General features: G+C 67.2%; 12 protein-coding genes. 6 read left to right on the forward strand and 6 right to left on the reverse strand.

Features of this window, described 5'->3' with window-relative positions; translation table 11 throughout:
* Positions 1 to 154 precede the first annotated feature (154 nt).
* From Q7A36_RS32870 to Q7A36_RS32890, 5 genes are read right to left on the reverse strand one after another with little or no spacing between them, the layout of a single operon-like run.
* On the reverse strand, positions 155 to 2,161 hold the full coding sequence (locus Q7A36_RS32870) for a DUF262 domain-containing protein (RefSeq protein ID WP_305108028.1): 2,007 nt from the start codon (positions 2,159 to 2,161) through the stop codon (positions 155 to 157).
* Between the two features lie 14 nt (positions 2,162 to 2,175).
* Positions 2,176 to 2,634, reverse strand: coding sequence for an SMI1/KNR4 family protein (locus Q7A36_RS32875; protein WP_305108029.1), 459 nt, complete (start codon positions 2,632 to 2,634; stop codon positions 2,176 to 2,178).
* 38 nt (positions 2,635 to 2,672) lie between these two features.
* The gene (locus tag Q7A36_RS32880) at positions 2,673 to 6,011 is read right to left on the reverse strand and encodes an anti-phage-associated DUF1156 domain-containing protein (RefSeq protein WP_305108030.1); all 3,339 of its coding nucleotides are present in this window, start codon (positions 6,009 to 6,011) and stop codon (positions 2,673 to 2,675) included.
* Positions 6,012 to 6,017: 6 nt separating this feature from the next.
* Positions 6,018 to 6,692, reverse strand: coding sequence for a DUF3780 domain-containing protein (locus Q7A36_RS32885; protein WP_305108031.1), 675 nt, complete (start codon positions 6,690 to 6,692; stop codon positions 6,018 to 6,020).
* A complete protein-coding gene (locus Q7A36_RS32890; protein WP_305108032.1) occupies positions 6,689 to 9,898 on the reverse strand; it encodes a DUF499 domain-containing protein in 3,210 nt (1,069 codons plus the stop codon). The genes Q7A36_RS32885 and Q7A36_RS32890 overlap by 4 nt, the downstream gene beginning before the upstream one ends.
* Positions 9,899 to 10,354: 456 nt before the next feature.
* Here Q7A36_RS32890 and Q7A36_RS32895 point away from each other — a divergent pair, with 456 nt between their 5' ends.
* The 5 genes from Q7A36_RS32895 (at position 10,355) to Q7A36_RS32915 (ending at position 19,164) form a co-directional block, all read left to right on the forward strand.
* Positions 10,355 to 10,552: a hypothetical protein gene (locus Q7A36_RS32895; RefSeq protein ID WP_305108033.1), complete on the forward strand. Its 198-nt coding sequence runs from the start codon at positions 10,355 to 10,357 to the stop codon at positions 10,550 to 10,552.
* A gap of 145 nt (positions 10,553 to 10,697) precedes the next feature.
* The gene (locus tag Q7A36_RS32900; protein ID WP_305108034.1) at positions 10,698 to 13,385 is read left to right on the forward strand and encodes a hypothetical protein; all 2,688 of its coding nucleotides are present in this window, start codon (positions 10,698 to 10,700) and stop codon (positions 13,383 to 13,385) included.
* Positions 13,385 to 14,314, forward strand: a complete 930-nt coding sequence (locus tag Q7A36_RS32905; RefSeq protein ID WP_305108035.1) for an OmpA/MotB family protein — start codon at positions 13,385 to 13,387, stop codon at positions 14,312 to 14,314. Before Q7A36_RS32900 ends, Q7A36_RS32905 begins: the two co-directional genes overlap by 1 nt.
* A 139-nt stretch (positions 14,315 to 14,453) precedes the next feature.
* On the forward strand, positions 14,454 to 15,734 hold the full coding sequence (locus tag Q7A36_RS32910) for an EH signature domain-containing protein (RefSeq protein ID WP_305108036.1): 1,281 nt from the start codon (positions 14,454 to 14,456) through the stop codon (positions 15,732 to 15,734).
* 7 nt (positions 15,735 to 15,741) lie between these two features.
* Complete coding sequence (locus tag Q7A36_RS32915) at positions 15,742 to 19,164, forward strand: SNF2-related protein (RefSeq protein ID WP_305108037.1); 3,423 nt, start codon at positions 15,742 to 15,744, stop codon at positions 19,162 to 19,164.
* Between the two features lie 1,397 nt (positions 19,165 to 20,561).
* Here Q7A36_RS32915 and Q7A36_RS32920 read toward each other — a convergent pair.
* Positions 20,562 to 20,741, reverse strand: coding sequence for a hypothetical protein (locus Q7A36_RS32920; protein ID WP_305108038.1), 180 nt, complete (start codon positions 20,739 to 20,741; stop codon positions 20,562 to 20,564).
* Between the two features lie 29 nt (positions 20,742 to 20,770).
* Here Q7A36_RS32920 and Q7A36_RS32925 point away from each other — a divergent pair, with 29 nt between their 5' ends.
* Positions 20,771 to 21,907: a tyrosine-type recombinase/integrase gene (locus tag Q7A36_RS32925; RefSeq protein WP_305108039.1), complete on the forward strand. Its 1,137-nt coding sequence runs from the start codon at positions 20,771 to 20,773 to the stop codon at positions 21,905 to 21,907.
* Positions 21,908 to 21,914: the final 7 nt, after the last annotated feature.

Below are 21,914 nucleotides of genomic sequence, written 5' to 3' on the forward strand. Positions count from 1 at the left end.
GGTCCGTGGGTGTCCGCTCACCGTAATCACGGCGCTACAGAGCATCGCCCACAGCAGCTGGAATCCTGCATTGTGGAGCTTGCCGAGCATGACGATTCGCGTTCTGCCGCAGGGCGATGGCCCCCTCCTCTGCCGTGCCGGTCATCGCCACTGCCTACTCGGCCGCCTCGGCCACGGCCTCGGCCCCTGCTGCCGCCGGGGTGGCCTGCGGCCTGGACCAGATGTCGAGTGCCCGCTTGAGCAGGAGTTCCCCGCGCCGAAGGATCGCAGCCTCGTCCCAGGCCGTGACATCGGCCCCGGAGAAGGGCTGGGTGATCCAGAAGCGACCGTGCTCGCGGAACAGCTTCTGCTTCTCGACGAAGCCCTTGTTGCCCAGGTCCCAGCCGAGGAACCGAGTGTGCAGGGTGAGGTTCCCCACCGTCTGCACCGCACGCATCCTCCGGGCGATCGTGGCCTGGCGCGCCACCCGGGCCACCGCGGCCGGATCGCCGGACGCCTCGGCGGCCTGGGCAGCGGCTGTCAGGGTCTCGATGGCGCCTGCTCCGAGCGCCTCGACTTCGCCCACCTCCTGCCAGGTCGCGTGCTTCCCATCCGGGAGCGGCCAATGGGTGTCCCAGGTCTGCGGCATCAGGTGCTCGACCCAGAGGTCGCGCGGCAGCGGGGCCGGGTCGGCTTTCGCACCCTGCGCCGCCATCTCGATCTCCGCCAAGATCGCCACCAGCCGTCCTGGCGGTTTCATTCGGCCATAGAGATCGGCGTTGAGCCAGTGGTGGCTGAAGTCAGCATCGGTCGGCCACTCCGTGCTGTTGCCCTTCAGGCCGAGGAGATACGACCGCACGAGGTCAGCCGACGGCCCTTTATCGACCATGGCCCTGGCCAAGCCAAGGAAGACGCGATTGTAGTTGGCCGCCGTGCCGCCAACGACGGCGCGCCGGACGACGTAGGAGACGATGTCGCTGAAGGCCTGCTCGCGCTCGTCTTCCGACATCTGGCTGGCCGCGATCGCCAGCACGGGCGCCCAGGCCGTCGATACGTCCCAGGGCTTCAGCCGCCTGCCGACCCTGCCCAGGGCGTCCTCGCCCGAGCCGGTGGCCAGCCGTTGGTAGAGTTCCGAGTAGCGGATGATGTCGTCGACCTCGGCTCCGACGTCCGCCGGGGCGCCACGAACGCCCAGGAAATCCTTGTACTCGCCGAACAGCCCGGCGAGCGTCACCTCGCCCCCGGTCCGCGCCGTCAGGTACTGGAGCATGAAAAACTCGATGCGCGGCCGCTTCAGGCGCCCGCGGTTCTCGTCCTCGGTCCAGAAGGAGGCCTCGAGCGGCTTCCAGCGCTGGTCATAAAGGCGCTCGGCCGCCGTGCCCTTGAGCGAGCGCGCGGCGCGCATGAAGATGAAATTCCGGATCAGATCGAAGGCCAGCAGCGGCTTCCCGCGGTCGTTCAGGGTCTCGAAGATCACCTGCGGATCGTCGTCGGCCTGGAGCTGGATCTCCACCACGCGGAAGTCGTCGAGGAGCGCCAAGAGCAGGGCGTTGATCCGCGCCTCCGCGGCGTCCCCCTCGACCGCGAACCTGGCGACCTCGTCGTGGAAGAAAATGTATGCCTTGAGCAGGTTCGGCTGGTCGCGAAGGTTGACCTTCTTCAGGCTGGTGCCGCCGCGAGGGAAGTGATCGAGGAAGCGGGCCCTGACCTCGGCGCGCGACCGGGCCGTCATGATCTTCAGGTAGGTATCCCGGTCGTGGTGGGTCGGCCAGAGGCGATGCACGTCGACCTCCGGCTCCCGCATGTCCTCGGCATCGGGATTGGTGGTGTTCCTGTCGGCCTGGCGGGAGAGCTTGTCCAGACCGCGCAGGGAGGCGACGTCGCGGATGGCGGCCAGCACGACCTGCAGCGTCGTCATCCGCTGCTGGCCGTCGATCACCTCGCAGACCGGCACCTCGGTCGCGCTCGTCGGGCCCCGCCCGTTCAGCACGACGGCGCCGAGATAGTGCGGCTGGATCTGCTCCGCCCCGCCCAGGCGCGCGTTCGCTTTCATGAGGAGGTCGTCCCAGAGGCCCTTCCACTGGCCCTCCAGGGTCCAGACGTAGTGCCGCTGGTAGATCGGCACGACATATCGCCGGGCGATCTTGAACAAGCTGCGGACGGTGACGGTGTCTGCTTTCATGTGCTGTCCTGCCTTCAGGCTGCCCGCTTCCTGTCGGCGAGCGTCCTGATCGCCCCCAGCAAGGCAGGGAAATCCTCGGCGATCCGGACGACGCGCTCGTCGCCGTCGGTGTCGTTCCTGAGCACGGCGGCCGATGGCTCCTCTTCATCCCCGTCCGCGTAGCGGAAGCAGAACAGGCAGCCGCCCGCTTCCAGGCCGAGCGGGACGAGCAGCTCGGGCAAGCCGTAGGGCTTTCGATCGCAGGTCCGCAGCATGGTCCCCGTCGGGTCGTCCTTGTCGATAAAGGGGATCAGCCGGTCGAGATTGACCTCGCCGCCCGGCCCTTCGAAGAGCACGGCTGCGGGATCCGGCCGCGCTCCGTCACGGCTGAGCACTAGGTCCGTGTACGGACGGGGTAGCCGGAGGCCGCAATGATGCTCGAAGTCCTCGATGTCGGTGACCCCGATGGTCTTGCCGTCCTGCCAGGAGATCATGGCGCGCGCCCTGCGTGACGCCCGACCGCCCCAGGAGGTCACGTCCATGCCTTCTCGCTGGCCACCAGTGCGGCCAGCACGCGCGCGGCAGATGCCTCGTTCGGGTTCCGGCGCTGCCAGGTCCGGCCGAGCCAAGCGGCCAGCGTCCGGACGCTCTCGCGCGCACCAAGCCAGGCGGCATCGCCGAAGTGGTCGCGCAACGCATGCAGCGCCGCCTTGCCAGAGGCATCGGGGTCAGCCTCCTGCTCGGCATCGCGCGCCAGCATGTGGATGGCGTAGATCACGATGCGCAACGGCCCCTCGGAGAAGGGATGCCCGCGAAGCAGCGCGCCACGGAACTCGGCGGCCGTCTTCAGGCGAGCCCGGTTCGCCGTCTGGTCCGCCATGAGGTCCTCCCAGCCCTCGGCCCGGTAGGCCTTGGCGAAATTCTGGTAGTCACTGAGCTTGTTCGAGGCTGACGCAGCCTCGGTGGCGGTCATCCGCAGGAAGAAGCGCGAGGTGGGCGGCATGCGCTCCCACATCGCCTCCGGGATCCCCTCGGGCACCATCAGCTCGTTCGCCGTCTGCACAGCGAGATCGATCATCTCCTCGACGATCCCGGTCTCGGCAGGTGCAGCACGGCGGCTACGGCGCCGCTCCAGCCGAGGGCGCAAGGCCTCGCGGGTCATGTCCGTGCCTTCGATGTGCGTATAGGAGGTCAGCACCTCGAGGGCTGCCGCGTAGCCCGCCATCTGAATGTCAGCGTCGCTGAAGAGGTTCTCGCTCCTCCCGGAGGCATGGGCCCGCTGGTTCAGGCCCGTCAGGGTAGCGACCTGCTGGGCGACCCTCGCGGAGACATCGGGCACCACGTCGTTCTTCCACGCGTCCGCTTCCCCGGTCCGCTTGCGGAGCACGAGCATGACGGTGCCCTGGACGTATCCGCCCTTCCTCAGGTCGGTCTCCGTCTCGGTGGAAACGTACCAGGCCGCGCTCACCTTCAGACCTGACGCCCAGACAATCCCGGCCATGTCCGCCCAGACGCCTGCGTCCTTATGGGTGAACATGCAGACCTGAATCCCGTTGTCGGGCATGTTCCTGGCCATTGCCGAGAAGGCGGCGACCATGCCGGACCGGAACTCCTCATCCCTGCCCCGGATGGCGAGCTGGCGCCTGCTGTCCCACACCCAACTGGAGAACTCCGGCGGCGGGGCCTTGCGCAGCCAGGCGATGAAGTATTCGGTGATCTCGTGGTAGTGGACCGCGTCCGCGTAGGGCGGGTCATAGACCCAGATGTCGGCCTCGCGGCCCGGGTCGACGGCGGACGCCACGAACACCTCACCGCGCCCCGTCACCTGCGCCCCCTCGCCATCCCAGTCAGCAAAGTCCGCGAGGCTCGACGAGCTGCGGGCCGCGTGCGTGTAGAGGGTGTTGAAGGCTTGGTTGTAGAAGACGTTCTGCGCCTGGTCGGCTGAGGGGGCCACCCCTGGCCGCCCCGCATAGCCGACAGCCCAGCGCGATAGGCGCGAGATCCGGTCCAGCACGCTGGTGAAACCGATCACCGTCGCTCCGTCGCGGCTCTGCCCCCGCCAGAGCGCCATCATGTGCAGGTGCCGCGGCGTGAAGAGATGGTGCCAGTGCGTCCAGCCTCGCTCCCGAAGGAGTCTCGCGGTTTCTGCCCCGGGCTCGATCTGCATATCAGCTACGAACCCTTGGGACTGCCAGTCCGCCAGGCTGTCCTGCACGTGACGCAGCACGCGCGCCTCACGCTCCAGGTCCTCCGCGCCGGGCGCGGCGAAGAAGGTCCGCGGCCGGGCACGCCCTTCGGCGATGTCCTCCGCCATCATCCACTGGATCGCAAACAGGCGCTCCAGCAGGATGTCCCCGCCAACCCAGGCCCCGGGCCGTGCGCCGGGGACGACTGGTGGGGCGTCCTCCACCCATTCCGGCTCACGCGGGACGACGTCGCCGTCCTCCCAGCGCCGGAGCCTGTTGCCGCGCTCCCCGGTTCGGCTGTCCACCGGGCCCTCGCCATCGCCCCGCAGCCGGGCCATCGGGATCCGGTACTCGATCTCCTCGCCGCCTTCGACCGGGGCCAGCCTGTACACGAGGTGGTTGTCGCGGATCGTGCCGTTCCCGGCCTCGGCCATCCGCTCCGGGGACAGCCCGCTCTCGACGATGATGTCGAAGCGCTTGCGGGCGTAGTCGGGCACCAGCCGGGCCGCGCAGGCGCGGTTTGCGCTGATCACCCAGGAGGGCGCCATCGGCACCCGCCAGCCCGTCTGCGGATCCGTCGTCTCGAGGCAGTAGAGGAAGACCTTGGCGCGGTTCCCGTGCTCATCGTGCTCGATGCCGAGGGAGGCGATCTCGCGCTCCACCGCGGCGGCGATCCGGCGCTGCGCGGCGGCGATCCGCGTCCGTTCGGCGACGTCGGCGCCGATGATGTTCAGCGCGCCCCAGGTCAGCATCGCGGCGGCCGGGTTCAGGTCGGAGGCAATCGCGTCGCAACCCATGCGCGCGGCCTCATAGGGAATGGATCCCCCGCCGCTGAAGCGGTCGCCGACCACGGGCCTCCTGCCGAAGCGGGCAATGCCGAGTTCCTCGACGAGCTGTGGCAGGGAGCGTGCCTTCGTGCCCAGGTGTCGGCTCACCCGGTTCCAGACGCCCTTGTAGAAGGGGTCTTCCGGCGACAGGAGGTTCTCGATCTTCTCGGCACGCTCCGAGATCCGCACCTGACGGGCGAAAGGCATATGAAAGAATGCCGTGCGACGCATCTCCGTCCGCACCGCAATTACTCGCTTGCTCTCCTCCTCGATCCTACCTTCGATATCTGCGCGGCCGTCCTCGGCAGCTGCCCGGATGGCAGCGGTCCTCGCCTGCCGTTCCCCGGCGTCCGCGATCTTCCTCGCCTCCGCCAGCCTGGCCTTGGTTTCAGCCTTGAGTTCGGCCGCTTCCTGCTGGAGTTCATCCAGGAAGTCCTCCCGCCAGGACGCGGTGGGCTCCCCACCACGGGGACCCGGCACGGCGACGATGTGCTCGTCCTTGAGGGCTTGGTCGACCTCCGGGCAGGCGGCGACGTCGGCCGCGGTCACCTCCGGCTTCCGGAGCCACATCGCCTCCGGGTCCATCCGCATCAAGAGGTCGAAGATCTCGAGGTCCGCCTCGGGGTTTTGTGTCGCGGGCAGCAGGGAGGCCAGCACGGTGGCCCGCACCAGCACGAGCGGCTTGCGCCCCTTCCAGTACGAGCCGAGAGCAGTGAGGGTCTGCCCGGCCCCGGCCTTCCGCTCCTTCTGCGCCTCGATGCCGATCTTCTGGGCCGGGAAGACCTTCTCGATCAGGGCCGGGGCGTCGCGCAGCGAGAACGGGGCCAGCCCCGAGGGCGCAGCGACGGTGTCGAGCATCAGGGGTCAGTCCGCCAGGTCGAAGAGGGGGAGCGGCGCCGACCGCGGGGACGGGGACCGGGAGGCCGCGGCGTCGGCATCCGTCGGGGACGCCGAGAGCAGCAGGGCTAGGCCCCGCCTCGCCATGTCGGAGGGGCTCGCCAGCACCCGCCCGGCCAGGAAGAGGCGCTCGGGCGGCTTCAGGCCGACCCAGGCCGCCACCACGGCGGGCACATGCGCCTCATCGGCGGCCTGCACCGCCCAGGCGAGGCAGAGGAGCTCGGCGCCGAGCACCCGCTCCACCCGGTTCTTGCCGGGCTGCCAGCGGGAGGTCGCCAGCCCTTTGTCGCGCAGCCTGGCATTCATGTCCGCCTTGGCGGCCTCGGCCATCGCGTTCCAGCGCGGCCGCGGCAGCAAGCAGCGCTCCACCAGGTCCGGCGCATCGGCCGTGTGACCGGAGATGCCGAAATCCTCCGAGACGAGGATTTCCCCGCCCCTGCCCTCGGGGATCTCGACGATGATGTGGTGCGGCCAGGAGGAGAGCTGCGGGCATCCGAAGCCGATGGTCGGCGGCGGGGACTTTGGGGCGGCGGCGCTGGCCGCATCGGTCGGCAGCTTGTCCGGGTGTGCGGGAACGGCGGGCTGTACCTTCCGCGCAACCCGGCGGCGCGATGCCGGGCCCATGCCCAGGGTGGCGCTCATGCTGCGCGGTCCATGCGGACCTGGCTGACCGTCTGCCGGGGGTCGCCCACGTCGATTCTGAGCTTCTCGACGAAGGCGATCAGGTCACGCCCGGTTTGGAAGTGCACGGACCTGACGTTCGAGGTCGTCACCGCGTTGTACTGGCCGACCAGCGAGCGGACCGCGGCAACCGCCTCCGCCATGGCCTCGCCGCGCATCCGGAGGTTGGAGCCGAAGCGCATGTTGCAGGCATCCGGCCCGGTGCCGACCGTGATCAGCGGCACGCAGGCCTCGGCCGAGGCCGCCTTCAGGGCGTCCACGAGGGCGAAGAACTCCTCGGTCGAGGTCTGCCGAAACTCGAGCACCAGGTCGGCAGGACGAGCTTCGTCCACCACCTCTCCCAGGGTCGGCGGCACATTGGTGTCGAGCCCGACCCCAGTGCCGGATCCCGCTATCGGGATCTCGAAGGTTTCCTCGCCCTCAATGTCGCCATCTACCGCCAGCGCCCGGACGACCACGCGCCCGCCCGTGGCCATCGCCGGGGTGACGACGAAGGGCCCGTCGTACACTTGGCCGCCGTTCCGCGGGTGGGAGGCGTCGGTGGTGTAGCGGATTCCCGCCGCACCGGGCCGGGCGATAATCTCGATCCGCTTGCCCTCGGCGACCGGCGCGACCGTGTGCTGGAGGGTGATCCGGTTCTTCCAGGTCTCGGGCTCGCCGGTCGGGTTCACCCCTTTGGGGTCCACCGCAAGGAAGGACATCCGCAGCGCCGAGGTGCGGAACCGCAGCTCCTTCAGCTCCGAATCCTTCTCCGAGACCGAGGTGCCCTCTGCCGCATGAATCCTTGGCGTCTGCCCGGCGTGCAGGGGCTGGACGGCCAGCATTACCGAGCCGTCCTCATGGCGGGCCTCCACGGTCACCGAGACCCGGGTCTTCTCGACGGGGAACGGGCCGCGGCGGACCTTGCCGGGCTCGGGCTCACGCCATTTGCCCGTGGTGACCGCGACGCGCTTCACGGCCTCGAGGCCGTTCGGCGGCAGCCACACGAAGCGCGGATTCTGCCGCGCCGCGGTGACGATGTCGGCCCAGGGGATCGTGTTGAAGGACGGGCCGTCCGGCCAGAGCTGGCCGCCCATATTGGTCTCGGGGTTGCCCGCGATCCGCTGGATGAGGCTGTCGGCCTTCTTCTCGGGGTCGGGCTCGAACTTGCCGCGCTTGATGAGTTCGGCCTCGATCGCCGCCTCGCCATCGAGGGATGACCTGCCGTCCGTGCCCCGACCGGTCCGCAGCTCGAGCTTGCCCTCCTGGAGAGAGCCTGACTGGCCGGGCGGGCGGTTTGGGTACCAGATCCGGTTGTAGACAGTCTCCACCTGGGTCAGGAGGTCGAACTCGGCCGTGTTGCGGCGGTCTTCTACGTCGTCCCGCAGCGGGTCGTCCCGGTGCATCTCCCGGAGGACCTTCTCGGCCGCATAGAGGCGGCGCATCGCCCCCTCGATTGAGATGAAGTGGGTCGGGCTGCCCGTGACGATGAGGAAGTTGTTCTTGTCGGTCAGCCCCGACAGCAGCCGCTCGGCCGTCTCCGGCGGGGTCTTGTGGTCCGGATTGATGACGATGAGCTTCCGTGGGCCCGAGAGATCGATCTCCCGCATCTCGGGCAGCGCCAGCACGGCCTGGTAGATCCGGGCACGGGCCGGGCGGAAGACCTCCTCGAGGCGGCGCTTGATGCCCTCCTCGATCCGCGGCGCGGGCGCCCGCTCGGCCTCGGTCTGAAGGCGCTTGGTGATGTTCTCCTGCCGGGCGAAGTAGACGACCTCGCCCTCGCCGCGGTGCAGGTACCAACACTCCTTAACCAGGTCGTCGAATGCTTGGGTGAATTCCTCGGCTGTCCGGCCGGGCGCGACCAGGCACTCCACCACCTGCTCGCGGGTCAACCCCGCCTTGGCGTCGATCCCCCGCATCAGCGACGCGCAGAGGATGACGTTGGCCACCTGGGTCCCAGCATCATGGCCGAGCTTGCGGTCGACCAGCTCCGCGTTGCTGTTGCCACCGTCGGCGATGTCCTTGGCGATCGATTCCTGGAGATCCGCCAGCGGCAGGACCTCGTTGCGCATGTCGCTGTTGTTGAGGTCCATGTGCTGGACCCCGATCAGCCCGACATTGTTCGGCCGCCCCTGCGCCCAGACATCGCGCACGATGGCCCGGACGAAGCCCATCAGGCCGCGGGTCTGGCGCCAGTTCTCGTGGTTGCGGAACATCGCCACCAGGTCCCGCATGCGCGGGTGGAAGGGGTAGCAGCGGTGGACGTCCTCGGCGTACTGCTCGGGCCCTTTGGCCACGATCCGGGAGCGGACGGCCTCCTCCATCGCCTTCGCGTAGGAGGTGGCCACCCGGTCAATCTGATCGGCCGTCGGCAAGGACTTGAACAGCCGCTTGCGGAGGATGTCGAAGATCTCGCCTGAGTTCAGGGCGACCGGGGTGATCTCCTTGGCGCCGCGCCGGAGCTCGTCCCGGAGGTTGGCGACCACCTGGGCGATGTTCTTGCTGGCCCCGGTGTAGGAGCCGGACAGGTTCGAAACCACCACCATGCAGCGCGGCAGCCGGATCGCCGCGGCCAGCAGGTTGGAGAGCGCGTAGGTCGTCAAGGTCGAGAGGTTCGCGTCGCCCACCTTGAAGGCGGTCGCCTGGTCCAGGTAGGGAGCCAGCTCGTCGAGCATGATGAGCACGGGCTCGGCCCCGATCAGCGCCTCCCAGTCGCCGTCACCCGGGGGCTTTGGTCCGTTCTCCCAGAACTTCCGGAACTCGGCCCCCTTGCCCAGCTGCTCGGCGATCTCGCCCCAAATGAAGCGGTCGCTGGGCTGGCGGCCGGAGACCGTCACCACCCTGGCGGTCCCGAAGGAGTTGGGGGCCTTCACCCCGGCGGCGTCAAGCACCCGGGTCCGCAGTCCCGGGTCCTGGGCGATCAGGCCCATGGAAACCATCAGATGGGTCTTGCCGCCGCCCATGGCCTGGGTCAGCGAGTACACGCCCACGGGCGAGCGGCCATCGAGACGGGCGATGCCCAGCTCGAACATCTGCTTCATGCCACCAGTCACGTGGGTGCGGTCGAAGAATGTCTGGCCGTCACCCCGGGCTGCGGCGAAGACGCTCGAGATGTCCTCGATATCGGGCTCGGCGTCCGCGCGGAGGACGCTGTCGTGGGGAACGCATAGGTCGCGGACGGTGCTCAATGGCACGGCCTCCGCCAGCTGGAGGCCAGCCTACCGGAAGCATGACGTCCCATATCGATCTCCCGCCCCGGAGCGGAACCCGCGCTCGGGTAGCGCACCGCCCACACTTACGTCCGCAATAGGCGAATTGTTGCCGCTTTGGCAACGGACCAGCGTGGGACCCACAGGGGGGGTTACTGCGGAGGATAAATGGATCGGGTTGGGCGTGCGTCAGGCACGCCTGGGCCTGGACAACGGACTTGGCAAATAGGAGCCGCGAAGGCTGCTCCGGAAATCACCCAGTGAAGCCGCCCCTGGGTGGCGCGGGCTGAGGCAGACGGTAAGGCAGGGGCGAACTGCCCACAGCTCCCCTCTTGGCGCGCAGATTGAATAACCCCTGTTCCAAATGGCCTTATGGTGCTATCAAGCTAGCATTCTGTTTCTAAGTCGGAACACATCGGCTTGCGAACCACAGAGGTGTCGACCGAGGCGGCGAGTAAGCGCCAGTTCCTCAGTTACCTGACCCCGGACCTCATCATTCAGACGAAGGTCTACGCCGTCCAACACGGTATGACGGCCTCCGCGGTGGTCCAGCAGGCGCTGGCGGAGTTCCTCGCGCGGGCTTGCACCGGAGAAATCGCGGCGGAGCCGTCCAGCGATGGCCGGGACAGGTGAACACCTCCTCCTCCTGCCGTGGGCCCAGTTCGGCTCCATCGGCACATGGCCCTCCGTTCCTGCCGATTGCAGCTCCAACCGAACCCGTTGACCGACAGCAGGAGACGGCGCGCCGTCGTCCAGCGCCGAGGAGTCCATCACTCCCATGACCATTATCGAGTTTGCGACCGAGGTGATCGTCGCGGCTATCGGCTGGTTCGACAGTAAGGAAAAGGCGACGGCGATCGTCTTCTTGATGTTCGCCCTGTTCGTCGCGTCCGCTGGCTGGCTCTGCATTCGGCACGCTAGGTTTGTCCGGTCCATACAAACGGCGGCGGCGGCGGTGCGGCGCGCCCTCGCGCAAGCGGACTGGACCTCGGCGGACCGGCTGAATGCCGTCTCCGAGGCGGTGAAGGGCAGCACGGTGCTCCGTGACACCTGGACGCAGTACCGAGCCACGCTCCGGGAGGATCCCCGCTTCGAGGGTGGCTTCGTCAACCTCGTGGAGCCCGGGTCCTGGTTCGCGGTCAGGAACCTTCGGGGTGGCGGCTACGAGAAGTGGGCCTCAACCTGGGCAAGCGTCTTCCTGTGCCTGGGCCTACTCTTCACCTTCGTCGGGCTCTCGGCCGCCCTGATGAAGGTCGGGAACGTGGACGACGCCGCCCACCTGCGTGCAGGGATCAATGGCATTCTGAGCGTGTCGTCGGCGAAGTTCATGACCTCCATCGTCGGCATCCTGTTCTTCATCGCCTGGACGTTCATCGGGCGCATGTTAGGTACTGGCCAGCAAGACGCAGCTGCAGACTTCGCTACCGAAGTGCAGAAGATCACCATCCTGGTCACCCCTGAAGTCCTGCTGATGGACCAACTGCTCGCGGCCCGTGAGCAGACCGAGCGGATGAAGGCCCTGAAGGACGACATCTCAGTGGCCTTCGAGGCGAAGTTGACCGACATCGTCGGCACGCGCCTCGACAGCTTCCCTGAGCACATCGGTAAGTCGGTGCAGCCAGTGGTGGAGGCCATCAACGGCATGGGCGGGAGCCTCAGTCGGGGGGCCGACGACGCCCTTGGTCGGGTTGCCGAGCGACTGGAGCAGGCCGCCGCCACGATTCAGGCAGCCCAGGGAGGTATTGGGAGCAGCGGCGAGGCCTTCGGCAACACGATCGTCCAGGCGGCGACTACGATGACCGAGACGGTAACGCGGATGGCCTCGGCGATCGACGAGAAGATGGCAGGCCTGGAGCAGCGCATCGGAACCGTCAGCAGCGCCCTCGAGCAGGGGGCGAGCAACATCTCCGGCGTATCTCGAGGCCTGACGGACGCAATCAGCGCCGCACTATCACAGGCACTGACGGCGATCTCACAGCAGGCCGCAAACGGTGCCGAGCAGGCGCGGCAACATGCAGAGGCGGCCATGCAGCCGCTTCTTCAAAGCATGCAGGCGCTGGCCGAGCAGATCCGGGAGCGTGCCGCCGAGGGCAGCGGAAGCCTCGTTGAAGGGAGCCGCTCGGCCGCGAACCTGCTCACCAGCGCCGCCGGAGGCGTCGGCGAACGGATGGCCGAGCTTGAGGCCCGGATCGGGCGGATCGACGAGGCCATGGCGCGGGGTGCACAGGCCATCACCGGGGTCAGTGCGGGCATGTCGGACGCGGCCAGCGCCACGCTGACGCGCGCCCTCGAAGCCATCGCCGACCAGGCAAAGCGCGGGGCGGAGCAGGCCCGCGAGCAGACCCTGGCGGCGCTGCAGCCGCTCATGCGGACCATGCAGGATGTCGTGGGTGAGCTCCGCGCCCGCGCGGCCGAGGGAAGCAGCCACCTGGCGACCGGCGGCAAGTCCGCGGCGGACGCCCTAACGGCCGCCGCTGGCGGTATCAGCTCCACCATGACGGCCCTGGAGGCCAGGATCGGGAACATCGACGCCGCCCTGGCCAAGGGCAGCCAGTCAATCTCGAGCGTCGGGGACGAACTCGCCCGCGCGACCAGCACGGCCCTCGGCAACTCATTGAAAACAATCGGAGACGAGGCGGCCCGCGGCGCCCAACAAGCTAGGCAACAGTCGCAGGCGGCGATGGAACCTCTGCTCAACGGGTTGAAGGCGCTGGCCGAGCAGATCCGCGACCAGGCTGCGGGCGGGCGCGACACCCTCGTCGACGGCGGCAAGGCAGCTGCCGAGACCCTTGCCGCAGCGGCGCAGAGCATGAGCGACAAGCTGGCCCAGGCGACGCGCGAGGCGAGCGCCAGCATTCAGGCCGCAGCCCGGTCCATGGCCGACCGGATGGAGGCGGCGGTCGCCCAGTTCCAGGCTATTGAGACGGTCGTGGCCACGCATGTCGGCCACCTCCAGCGCACCGGTGTGACCATCACGGCCGCCGGGAGCACGTTCGACACGGCCGCCGGGCAGCTCCGCCAGGCCGCGGAGCCGATTAAGGCGACGCTCGCCAGCGTGGACGGCTCAGCCCGCAAGGCGGTCGAAGCACTGGAAACCGCGACCAGCCTGCAGGTGCGCCTGAACGAGTCCGCGACGGCGATGCGGGACAGCATCGGAAGCGCTACCTCTAGCCTTGCCGAGACGTCGCGGACGGCCCAGCGGACCTTCGAAGACTACCGGGCGCGGTTCGAGGGCACCGACGTTGCGCTCGGGAGGACCGTCGAGAATCTTCGGAATGGCGTGAGTGGCATCGGCTCCGAAGCCGGTAAGATGGTGGTCGGGATCAAGGACCAGCTCGCGGACGCCCTGAGCAAGTTGGGGACGGGCATCGGCGAGTTGACCGACACCGTCGGCGATATGCAGGAAACTGCCGACAGGCTCGAGAAGGCTCTGGACCGTCGTGAACGCCAGACGGCAAGGTATTGATGTTCTCGCGCTCCGCACCGGTAGCCCAGGGCGAAGAAGGCAAGGACATCTTCGCACCCGTCGCCGACCTGATGGTCGGGGTCGTGTTCATCTTCATCATCCTGATGCTCGCCCTCGTGATGAACCTCCAACGTGAGGACACCGTAGCGAAGTCTGAGTACGACCAGCAGGTCGCCCGCGTGCAGATGCTGGAGGCCCGCAATGCCGAGTTGGTGGAGGCCAACGAGAGACTCGTAGCCTTCGCGCGCTTCGTCAGGGACAGCAACGTCATGCGCCTGATGGCGCGCCTGTCCAGCGCGGACGCAACGCGGGAGCGGCTGCTGGAAGAGATGCGCGGTCGCCTCGCGGCCGCGAACATCGAGGTTACGGTCAACAGGGGCCTCGGCACGCTCATGTTGCCCGCCCGGCGGCTTTTCGACCCTGGCAAGGCCGAACCAACGGTGGATGGACGTGCAACGATCCTCCAGCTCGGCCGGGTCATGGCTGATGTCCTGCCCTGCTACTCCTTCGTGCCAGGCCAGGACAGGCAGCGCTGCGCGATCTCGGACGAGGCCAGTCGCCTCAACGCCGTATACATCGAGGGGCACACCGACGTGACCCCCTTCTCCGCCCCCGGCGCGCGCTTCAGTGACAATTGGGACCTCTCGGCGGGCCGAGCGATCTCCGCCTTCAAGCTCGTGGGTGACCAGTTCGAGCAACTGCGAAACCTGCGGAACAGGGATGGCGACGCGCTGCTCGGGGTCAGCGGATATGCCGACACGAGGCCCGCCAACCGCACGGCAACCGATCGGCGCCTACCCGAGGTCTTAGACAAGGACCGCCGCATCGAGGTCCGGGTCATCATGACCACCAACGAGGAGTTCGTCGGGTCCGTGCTGCAGGAACTCGACAATCGGCTGAAGCAGATCAATGACCTCACCTCCCGCTGACTCAGCATCCGGGTCAAGGGGTGCGCTCTGGGCGGAGCTCGGGGTCGACGTACCCAGGCTCTTCGCTCCGGGGTTCGGGCACCGGGACGACCCAATCGCAAAGGCTGTCGCTGGGTTTCCCGAGAGGTGGTCGGGTGCGGTGGACGAGCCCGCCCCCCGGCCGGATGTCTTCCGGGCCGTCAAGGGCGCGCTGGCCCAGGGCGCCACCGGCGTGCGCGACATGCCGCAGTCGCTGCTGCGCCACGTGCCCTACGCGCTGCTCTACGGCGAGCGGACCGGGCGGTCCGACGGCGCAGTCGTGAAAGCTTACCTCGACCGCTTCGGCGAGGCCGGGCGCTCCGCGCCGAGGCGCCTGTGGACGCACTACGTGATCAGCCTTGAGGCCGACGATCTCGCCACCAACGAGATCGCGGGCTGGCTGAAGCGGAACCGGGATGTCCTGCCCGAGCGCCTGCGCGACTTCAGCTCGAAGTACGAGGTGCTGGACCCAGCCCGCAGTCCCATCAGGATGGCGACCGAGGCGTTGGGGGGCGACGGCTTCGCGGAGGACGTCGGCAAGATCGGTTTCTCCCTCCAGCGGCTGCGCCCCTCGGCGCTCATGGCCGCGATCCTCGAGGGCGTCGGCAGCGCGCTCAGGGGCGGCTCCCTGATGGCGCGCGACCCGATCGGTCGTGTGAAGGCGCTGCTTGAGGGACACGTCGAAAACGCCATTGCCGCGACCCAGGCGAGAGAGGAGGTGCGGCGGCGCGCCCTCGCGACCTTCATCGAGGGATTCGTTTCCTGGCAACGCCGGGTCGACCGCTACGACCAGAACCCCGGCCCGGTGCTGGACCTGCTGACCTCGGTGAACGAGGATCCAAGATTCTCCCCCGAAAAATGGCGCGGCATTGTCACGGACGCCACCATCGACATCATCGAGGGATGGCTGACGCGCCACACGATCGAGGCATTCTTCCGCGTCGTGAACAGGCTCCCGATCGAGCGCCAGGACATGTGGGACGATCGCCGCGAGTTCTGGATGGCCTACCTGGAATTCGTTCATCGGGCATGGCTCATCGTCGGCGAACGGGGCGTCCCCTTCGCACAGCAGGAGAAGATCCGCTTCGGCCGCTTCCGGGGAGGTGCGTTCGCAGACCACTGCGGCCTCGTCCTCGACTTTGGAGACCTGTGCGCACTTGAGATGAATATGAACGGGCGAGCGGTCCTGTGGCGACCCGCTGAGGTGCACCCGTCCTTGCTCGGGAAGTTCCCCAAGGTCTACGACGAAACACCCTACGACCGCGGCACAATCACCCGGTACGCGACGGGCATGTGGAGCCAGGGCTGCGTCGGCATCGTCCACAACGGCCCCTGGCAGAGGAAGATCGCAGACGTCATCCAGCAGCGTACCAACCAAGGCATCCGCCCCCGGGGAGTCTAGCCGACCGATGGCACGGCATGATCTGCAGCACGAGGTGGGCCGGGACGGGTTCCTCTTCCGACTCACGAAGGCCCGCTCACTCTTCGGAGGCGGCGGGGATGTCCCGCACGAGTCTTGGACCGACGAGATGCACCCGGCGGTCTCGCTCCTGCGCATCCTTGTGCGCAATGGCTTCGCAGCCACCTCCGACAGAGGAATCCTCGTCGGCCACGGCCAGGTCGCCGTGCTCTCCCCGGCGGAGGCCCAGACCCTCGCCCTCCCTCCACCCTGCCCCCATGTCCTCCTGCTGGAGAGCAAGGGTGCCTTCGCCGACGAGAACTTTTCGATCCGCACGGGCTGGCTCGAAATTAGTGGGGCAGCGGTCCATGGAATGCGGAGGACAGGGGCGCTTATCGAGACCTCCGTCGAGCGCTTCACCCTACGCGAGCCCATCTACACCCTCGTCGAGGAGGTGGAGCGGCTGAACCACCTCGGAAAGGCCGCGGGTCCGGACCGGGCCGAACGCCTTGACGCGCGCATGGTACAGCTCGGCAGGGTCAAGGACGCGCTTGCGACGGCCACGGGCGACGCGTCGGCCGACCGGTACCTGTCCCAGCTGACGATCGCCCACGCCACAGGCCTCGGCATCAACACGGCGGGCACCGAGGAGGCGCCCGTCTTCAAGCCCCTGCTCTTCGGTGACGTTCCGCCCCCTCCCGGCGCCGAGGACAACGAGGACGTTGCCACCGAGCGACAGCCCCTGCTGCCCGAGGATCAATCCAGGAAGTTCACGGAGAGCCTTTTCCGGCGCACGGGCGCCTGGAGCCACTACCGACTTGACGAGGGCGCCTACGTCGTCCTCGACAAGCCGGTCGCCGCCGCGTTGAAGGTTGTCCAGAAGGTCAACGCGAGTGACGCCGAGACGCGCCGTAAGTTCAGGCGCGACCCCAAGTCATTCCTGCTGCCCGAAGTCGAGGCCGCGGGCGGCACGGGCGACGTGCTGTGCGGTGGCACCACATTCGCCCCCGAAGAGGGATCTGAGTACGGCGCTCGCGTGCTCGGCATCGCCGTCTGGGAGGGGAAGGCATTTTCCTTCAAAATACCGGTCACCCAGAACTGGTTTCCTGGAGAGGACGGTGGCCCGGGCGAACGCTTCTCGACCGTTGAAGTGCCGGGCGCGGAGGAGCCGCTTGTCATCCGAGACGCGGACCTCCAGTCCGTTATCGACGCTGTGGCGGCGGCGAAGGCAGCGGGCGCGGCGAACTTCAGCCATGACGGCAAGACCTATCCGGCCGACCGAGCCGATGAGATCCTTGCGTCCCTGTCCGGGCTGATGGGCACAATCCGGCCGGGTGGGACGCTCGACCCCGCCGGAGGGACCAAGGATGGGCCGAAGGAGCCTCGTAGGCGCCTCGTGCTTCGCGTCGCTGAGAACGAGGAGGACCTGAGCTACCTGGCGCAGCTGCGCGACCCCGACGGCACGCTGGCAGGGCGCCAGGGCGCCGATGTCCCCGGATTGGTGAGCACGCCGGACCCGCACCAACGCGAGGCGATCTCCTGGCTACAGCTCTGCTTCGTGTCCGGCATGCCCGGTGTCCTGCTCGCGGACGACATGGGGCTTGGCAAGACCTTCGAGGTTCTCGCCTTCCTCTACTGGCTACGGCAGAGCGCAGCCACGGATGGCAGGCCGATCCTGATCGTCGCGCCGTCCAAGCTGCTCGACGAGTGGAAGGAGCAGATCGGCATCCACCTTCCGCCAATGGCCTTCGGCAGGCCGGTCTTCGCCTACGACCGCGGCCTGAAGGAGCTCGTCCTGGAGAAGGGCGACGAGTCGGAGTTGGGGCGCTCCACACTTGATGTCGAGCGGCTACGCGGGGCCGATTGGGTGCTCACGACCTATGAGACCCTGCGCGACCACGAGTTCTCGTTCTCAAAGATTCGCTTCCGGGTCGCGGTTTTCGACGAGGCACAGAAGATCAAGTCGGGAACCAGCCTGCTGAACCACGCGGCAAAGGCACAACAGCCGGACTTCGTCGTGCTGATGACGGGCACCCCCATCGAGAACTCTACGATGGACCTCTGGACGCTGCTTGACGTGGCGTGGCCGGGTTTCCTTGGGGTGAGTGGCAAGGACTTCGTCGCCAGGTACGGAAACGGCTCGGACGAAGGGCTGATGGAGCAGCTGAAGGACCGCCTGACGCAGCCGATGACCTGGGGCAAAGGCGATGCCATCAGGAGCACGCCGCCCGTCATGCTCCGCCGCTTCAAGGCCGACATTCTCGTTGGCTTGCCGCCAAAGGAGGAGCGGCGCTGGCCGGAGGAGATGCCACCCGCCCAGATGCGCGCCTATGACACGGTCCTCGAGCAGATGACCGTGGGAAGGCTGAAGGCGCTGTCCGCGCTGCAGGGGCTTCGACAGGTCTGCCTTCACCCCGAGATGCGGCTGCCCAGGGACGCCGCTGACCGCCGGGCGCTGATCGACGCGAGCGCACGCTTCAGGGCACTGTTCCGAGTTCTTGGCGAGGCGCGCCGGGCGGACCGCGGAGTGTTAATCTTCGTGGATATCCGGAAGGCCCAGGACATGCTCCAGGTCATGATCCGGGATGAGTTCGGGCTGCCCAAGGTGCCGGACATCATCAATGGCAACACGCCCACGGCCGCCGTCGCCGAGATCAAGAAGCGGTTCCAGTCTGGACGCGGCTTCGGCGTCCTGATCCTCGGGCCACGATCCGCCGGTTTTGGCCTGACGCTGACGCGGGCGACGCAGGTGGTGCACCTGAACCGGTGGTGGAACCCGGCCGTCGAGGACCAGTGCAGCGACCGGACACACCGGAAGGGCCAGAGGGACGAGGTGACAGTTCACCTGCCGATGGCGCAGCATCCAAGGCTCGGCGAGGAGTCGTTCGACTTCGTCCTCGATGGACTGCTGTCCTTCAAGCGCACGCAGAGCCGCCGGATCATCGTGCCGTCGGCCATGAGCGAGGTGGAGTTGGCGGAGTTCTATGCGCGGATGGCTGGCGCTGGACGCGGTGCGCCCCACCACGGTCTCGATGACCTCGACCGCAGGGATTGGAGGGGCTTTGAGCTCTGGGTCGCGAACCAATTCCAGGCAGCTGGCTGGCAGGTCAACGGCACGCCATCGTCTGGCGACGGCGGCGCCGACGTGATCTGCCGCCATCCCCGGGGCAAGCGCTCCGTGCTCATCCAAGTCAAGCACAGGCAAATGGGACAGGGAACGGTGAGGGAGGACGCGGTGCACGAAATCCGCAACGCGATCACCCGCTACCGGCAGCACCCATGGCTCAATGACCCATTTCTTCTCGTTGCGTCGAACGGAAGCTTCGAACTCCGCGCGCGCACTGCGGCCGCGCAGAGTGGCGTGCGCCTCGTAGAGCGCTCCGAAATCGTCGCACTCAACGGTATCGCGCGGGAACTTCTCAACGCGGCCTGATCAAAATCAGGCTGCACCATCTGGGCGCGCAATCAGCAGCCTTGGCGTCCCGCAGCAATGGAATCTGCTGGTGGTTCGGCGCCTCGCCCCTCTTCGGAGGGGCCGCTGTGGTCGCGGCTTCTCCAGAGGCCATTAGGCCCGCGGCGATTTGCCCGAAAGGAATCATCCTCCTTGGCGCGCCTGCTCGCGGGCAGGGTGGGCGCGACGACGACTGAACCCTGACCGTTCCCATCGACGGCTATGACCCGAGCGGCGAGGGGCGCTACCTGCATGCCCTGGCAGAGCTCTCCCAGAGACGGGACTTTTCCTCGCAGCGGTCGGGCTGTCGGACGACATGCTGAGACCCATGCTGCTCGGCTTGGCTGCCGCCGTGGAGAACGGCTTGAGTCGCCCGCTCGTCCGCGAATTCCTTGAGCGTGCCGCGGCGGAGGGCATCCCTCCGCGCCCGACTAAGGATTCACGGGTCATCTCAGCCAACGTCATCGTTCACCGCCGCCGAATTCGGCGCCGACGAGCAGGCCTGCCTGCTGCTTGAGGGCAGGCTGCGTGAGATCGGCGGCCTCCAGAAGCCAACCGTGGGTATGTGGTACGGCGTCAGCAAGGCGCCCGCGCTAGCGGCGGTCTCAGTTGGCGTTGCCATGGACAGTGGCACCGACGTGGCACTCGAGACCGCCGACACTATGCTGCTGAACAGCCATGTCCTGGAGCCATCGCCCTGGTCAGCCCGACGTACGCTTTCGCCCGGGGCGACAGCGAGCGCCGGGAATGTGCGATTGGAGATGACCGTCGAGGTCGCGGATGGACGCTGCCCAGCCATGAAAATGCGTAGGCCATGTCTCTCCTACGTCGGTGGCTGCTTCGCGGTCTAATCCATGTGGCTACCCCCAATCGTCGCTCGGTGTGAGGAAGCGCCGCGGTCTCTCCTACCCCGAATCCTTCTAGTGCGAGCGAGAAGGTCCTCGAACAAGGAATCACGAGGCCACCTCGATGGAAAATATCAAGCAATAAAAGACCTCCAAGGAATCCCAAGGATTCGTCGCGATTAAATCGCGTGACAGGAAATCCTGGTCCAGACCTAGTACGATGCAACTCTGCAATGCCTGCATGGAAGGGCGTAAGCTTGGGTATATCTGTTTGTTTGTCCACCTAATCGCCATTTTGATTTACCACACCGCAACAGATTTTGGGCCATGACTCCGGCCGTCCACCAACCGGAGGTCAGATCTGGATGCAAAAGGGTGACTGGTCGGGGAGGGGTCCCCAGACCACTGGGCCGCGGGGCAGCGATGGTCTGTCCCCGCTGCCGAGCTCGAGGTGCGCCCTCGATGCCCTCTGAAGCGCACATGCAGTTCGAGGCGGATTCTGGGATCGGTGTGCCGGTTCCCCCGGAAGACGGCTCACCGAGGCAAGCGGTTCGAGCGGGCTCGGATCTTCACCCTCCCGATTTGCTCACTCTGGAAGACGTTCTCCTGCGACTGCGCGGCCGGTGCGGCCGCACTCGACTGCTTCAGATCGTCCACCAGATGCGCGGCGGGAAGCCCCTCCGCCGTCAACGTCTCCTCTTCACCGAAGCGCACTATCAACACATCCTGAGGGCTCTCACGACATGGGCAAGCACACCGGCCTCCGCGTCGTCACACGCTCCGGCACCGATAAGTGGTACCTGCGCGGCAACGTCGCTGGACAGAACGTATATGAGAGTACTGGGACTGCTGACCGCGCCGCCGCCGAGGCGATACGCATCCACCGGGAAAAGCAAATCCTCGACGCGAGCATCTTCGGCGAGAAAGCCGTAGTCACTTTTGCGCACGCATTAGACTCGTATCTCGAGGTGAAAGAGCGGTCGGCTCACACCAAGGCATTGCTCAAGCCACTGCTGGAACACTTCGGTACGACGAAGCTGGCGCGCATTGACCAGGTTGCGGTGGACGAGGCGTGCAAGAAGCTGTTGCCGCCCGGCAGCAGCCCTGCTTGGAAACTCCGGGCCGTCATCGCCCCCATGAATGCCGTTCTTGAGCATGCGGCGCGCCGCGGCTGGTGCTCGCGTCCGGCTCTTGAAAAGCCTACCGTCCCGCCGCCCAAGACGCCGTTCCTCCTTCCGGAGCAGGCGACAGCGCTTGTTCGGGCGGCAGCACCACATCTGCGGCCAGTCCTCGTCTTCATTCTAGCGGTTGGCTGTCGCCCTTCGGAGGCACTGGGCCTGCCCTGGAGTTCTGTAGATCTGGATGGCGCACACGCCATCATCGATCTCGGCAAGACCGGTGGCCGCGAACTGCCAGTGGCACTCAGACCTGTGGTCGTGCAGGCGCTGAAATCTCTCCCACACCGCGTCGGCCCTGTCTTCCGCACCCGCCTCCAGGATAAGCGGGCAATGGATGGCACGACGATTGAGTTAGGCGAAGGCTACCGCGTGAAACGTGAGGGAGTCGGACGCATCAATACCGCCTGGCAAAGTGCCTGCCGTCGGGCCGGACTGCCAGGGGAGTGGAGGGAGTACCGGTCGAAACGCGGGAAGATGACGCGCGTCTTCAAGCCGACCCACGTCCCGTATTGCCTTCGCCACACCTTCGCCACTTGGCACTACTGTGTCCATCGGGACATGCAGATGCTACGTGACGAGGTTGGTTGGACGACGATCCGCATGGTCGAACGCTACGCCAAGCGTATGTCCCCGAAGCACCGGGAGGCAGTGATCGACTGGTGGGAGGGCCGCGTGGATCTTGGGCTGGGTAACTCAGGCTGAGCAGCAT

This window comes from Paracraurococcus lichenis, from assembly GCF_030657435.1.
GTDB classification, from domain to species: Bacteria; Pseudomonadota; Alphaproteobacteria; order Acetobacterales; family Acetobacteraceae; genus Paracraurococcus; species Paracraurococcus lichenis.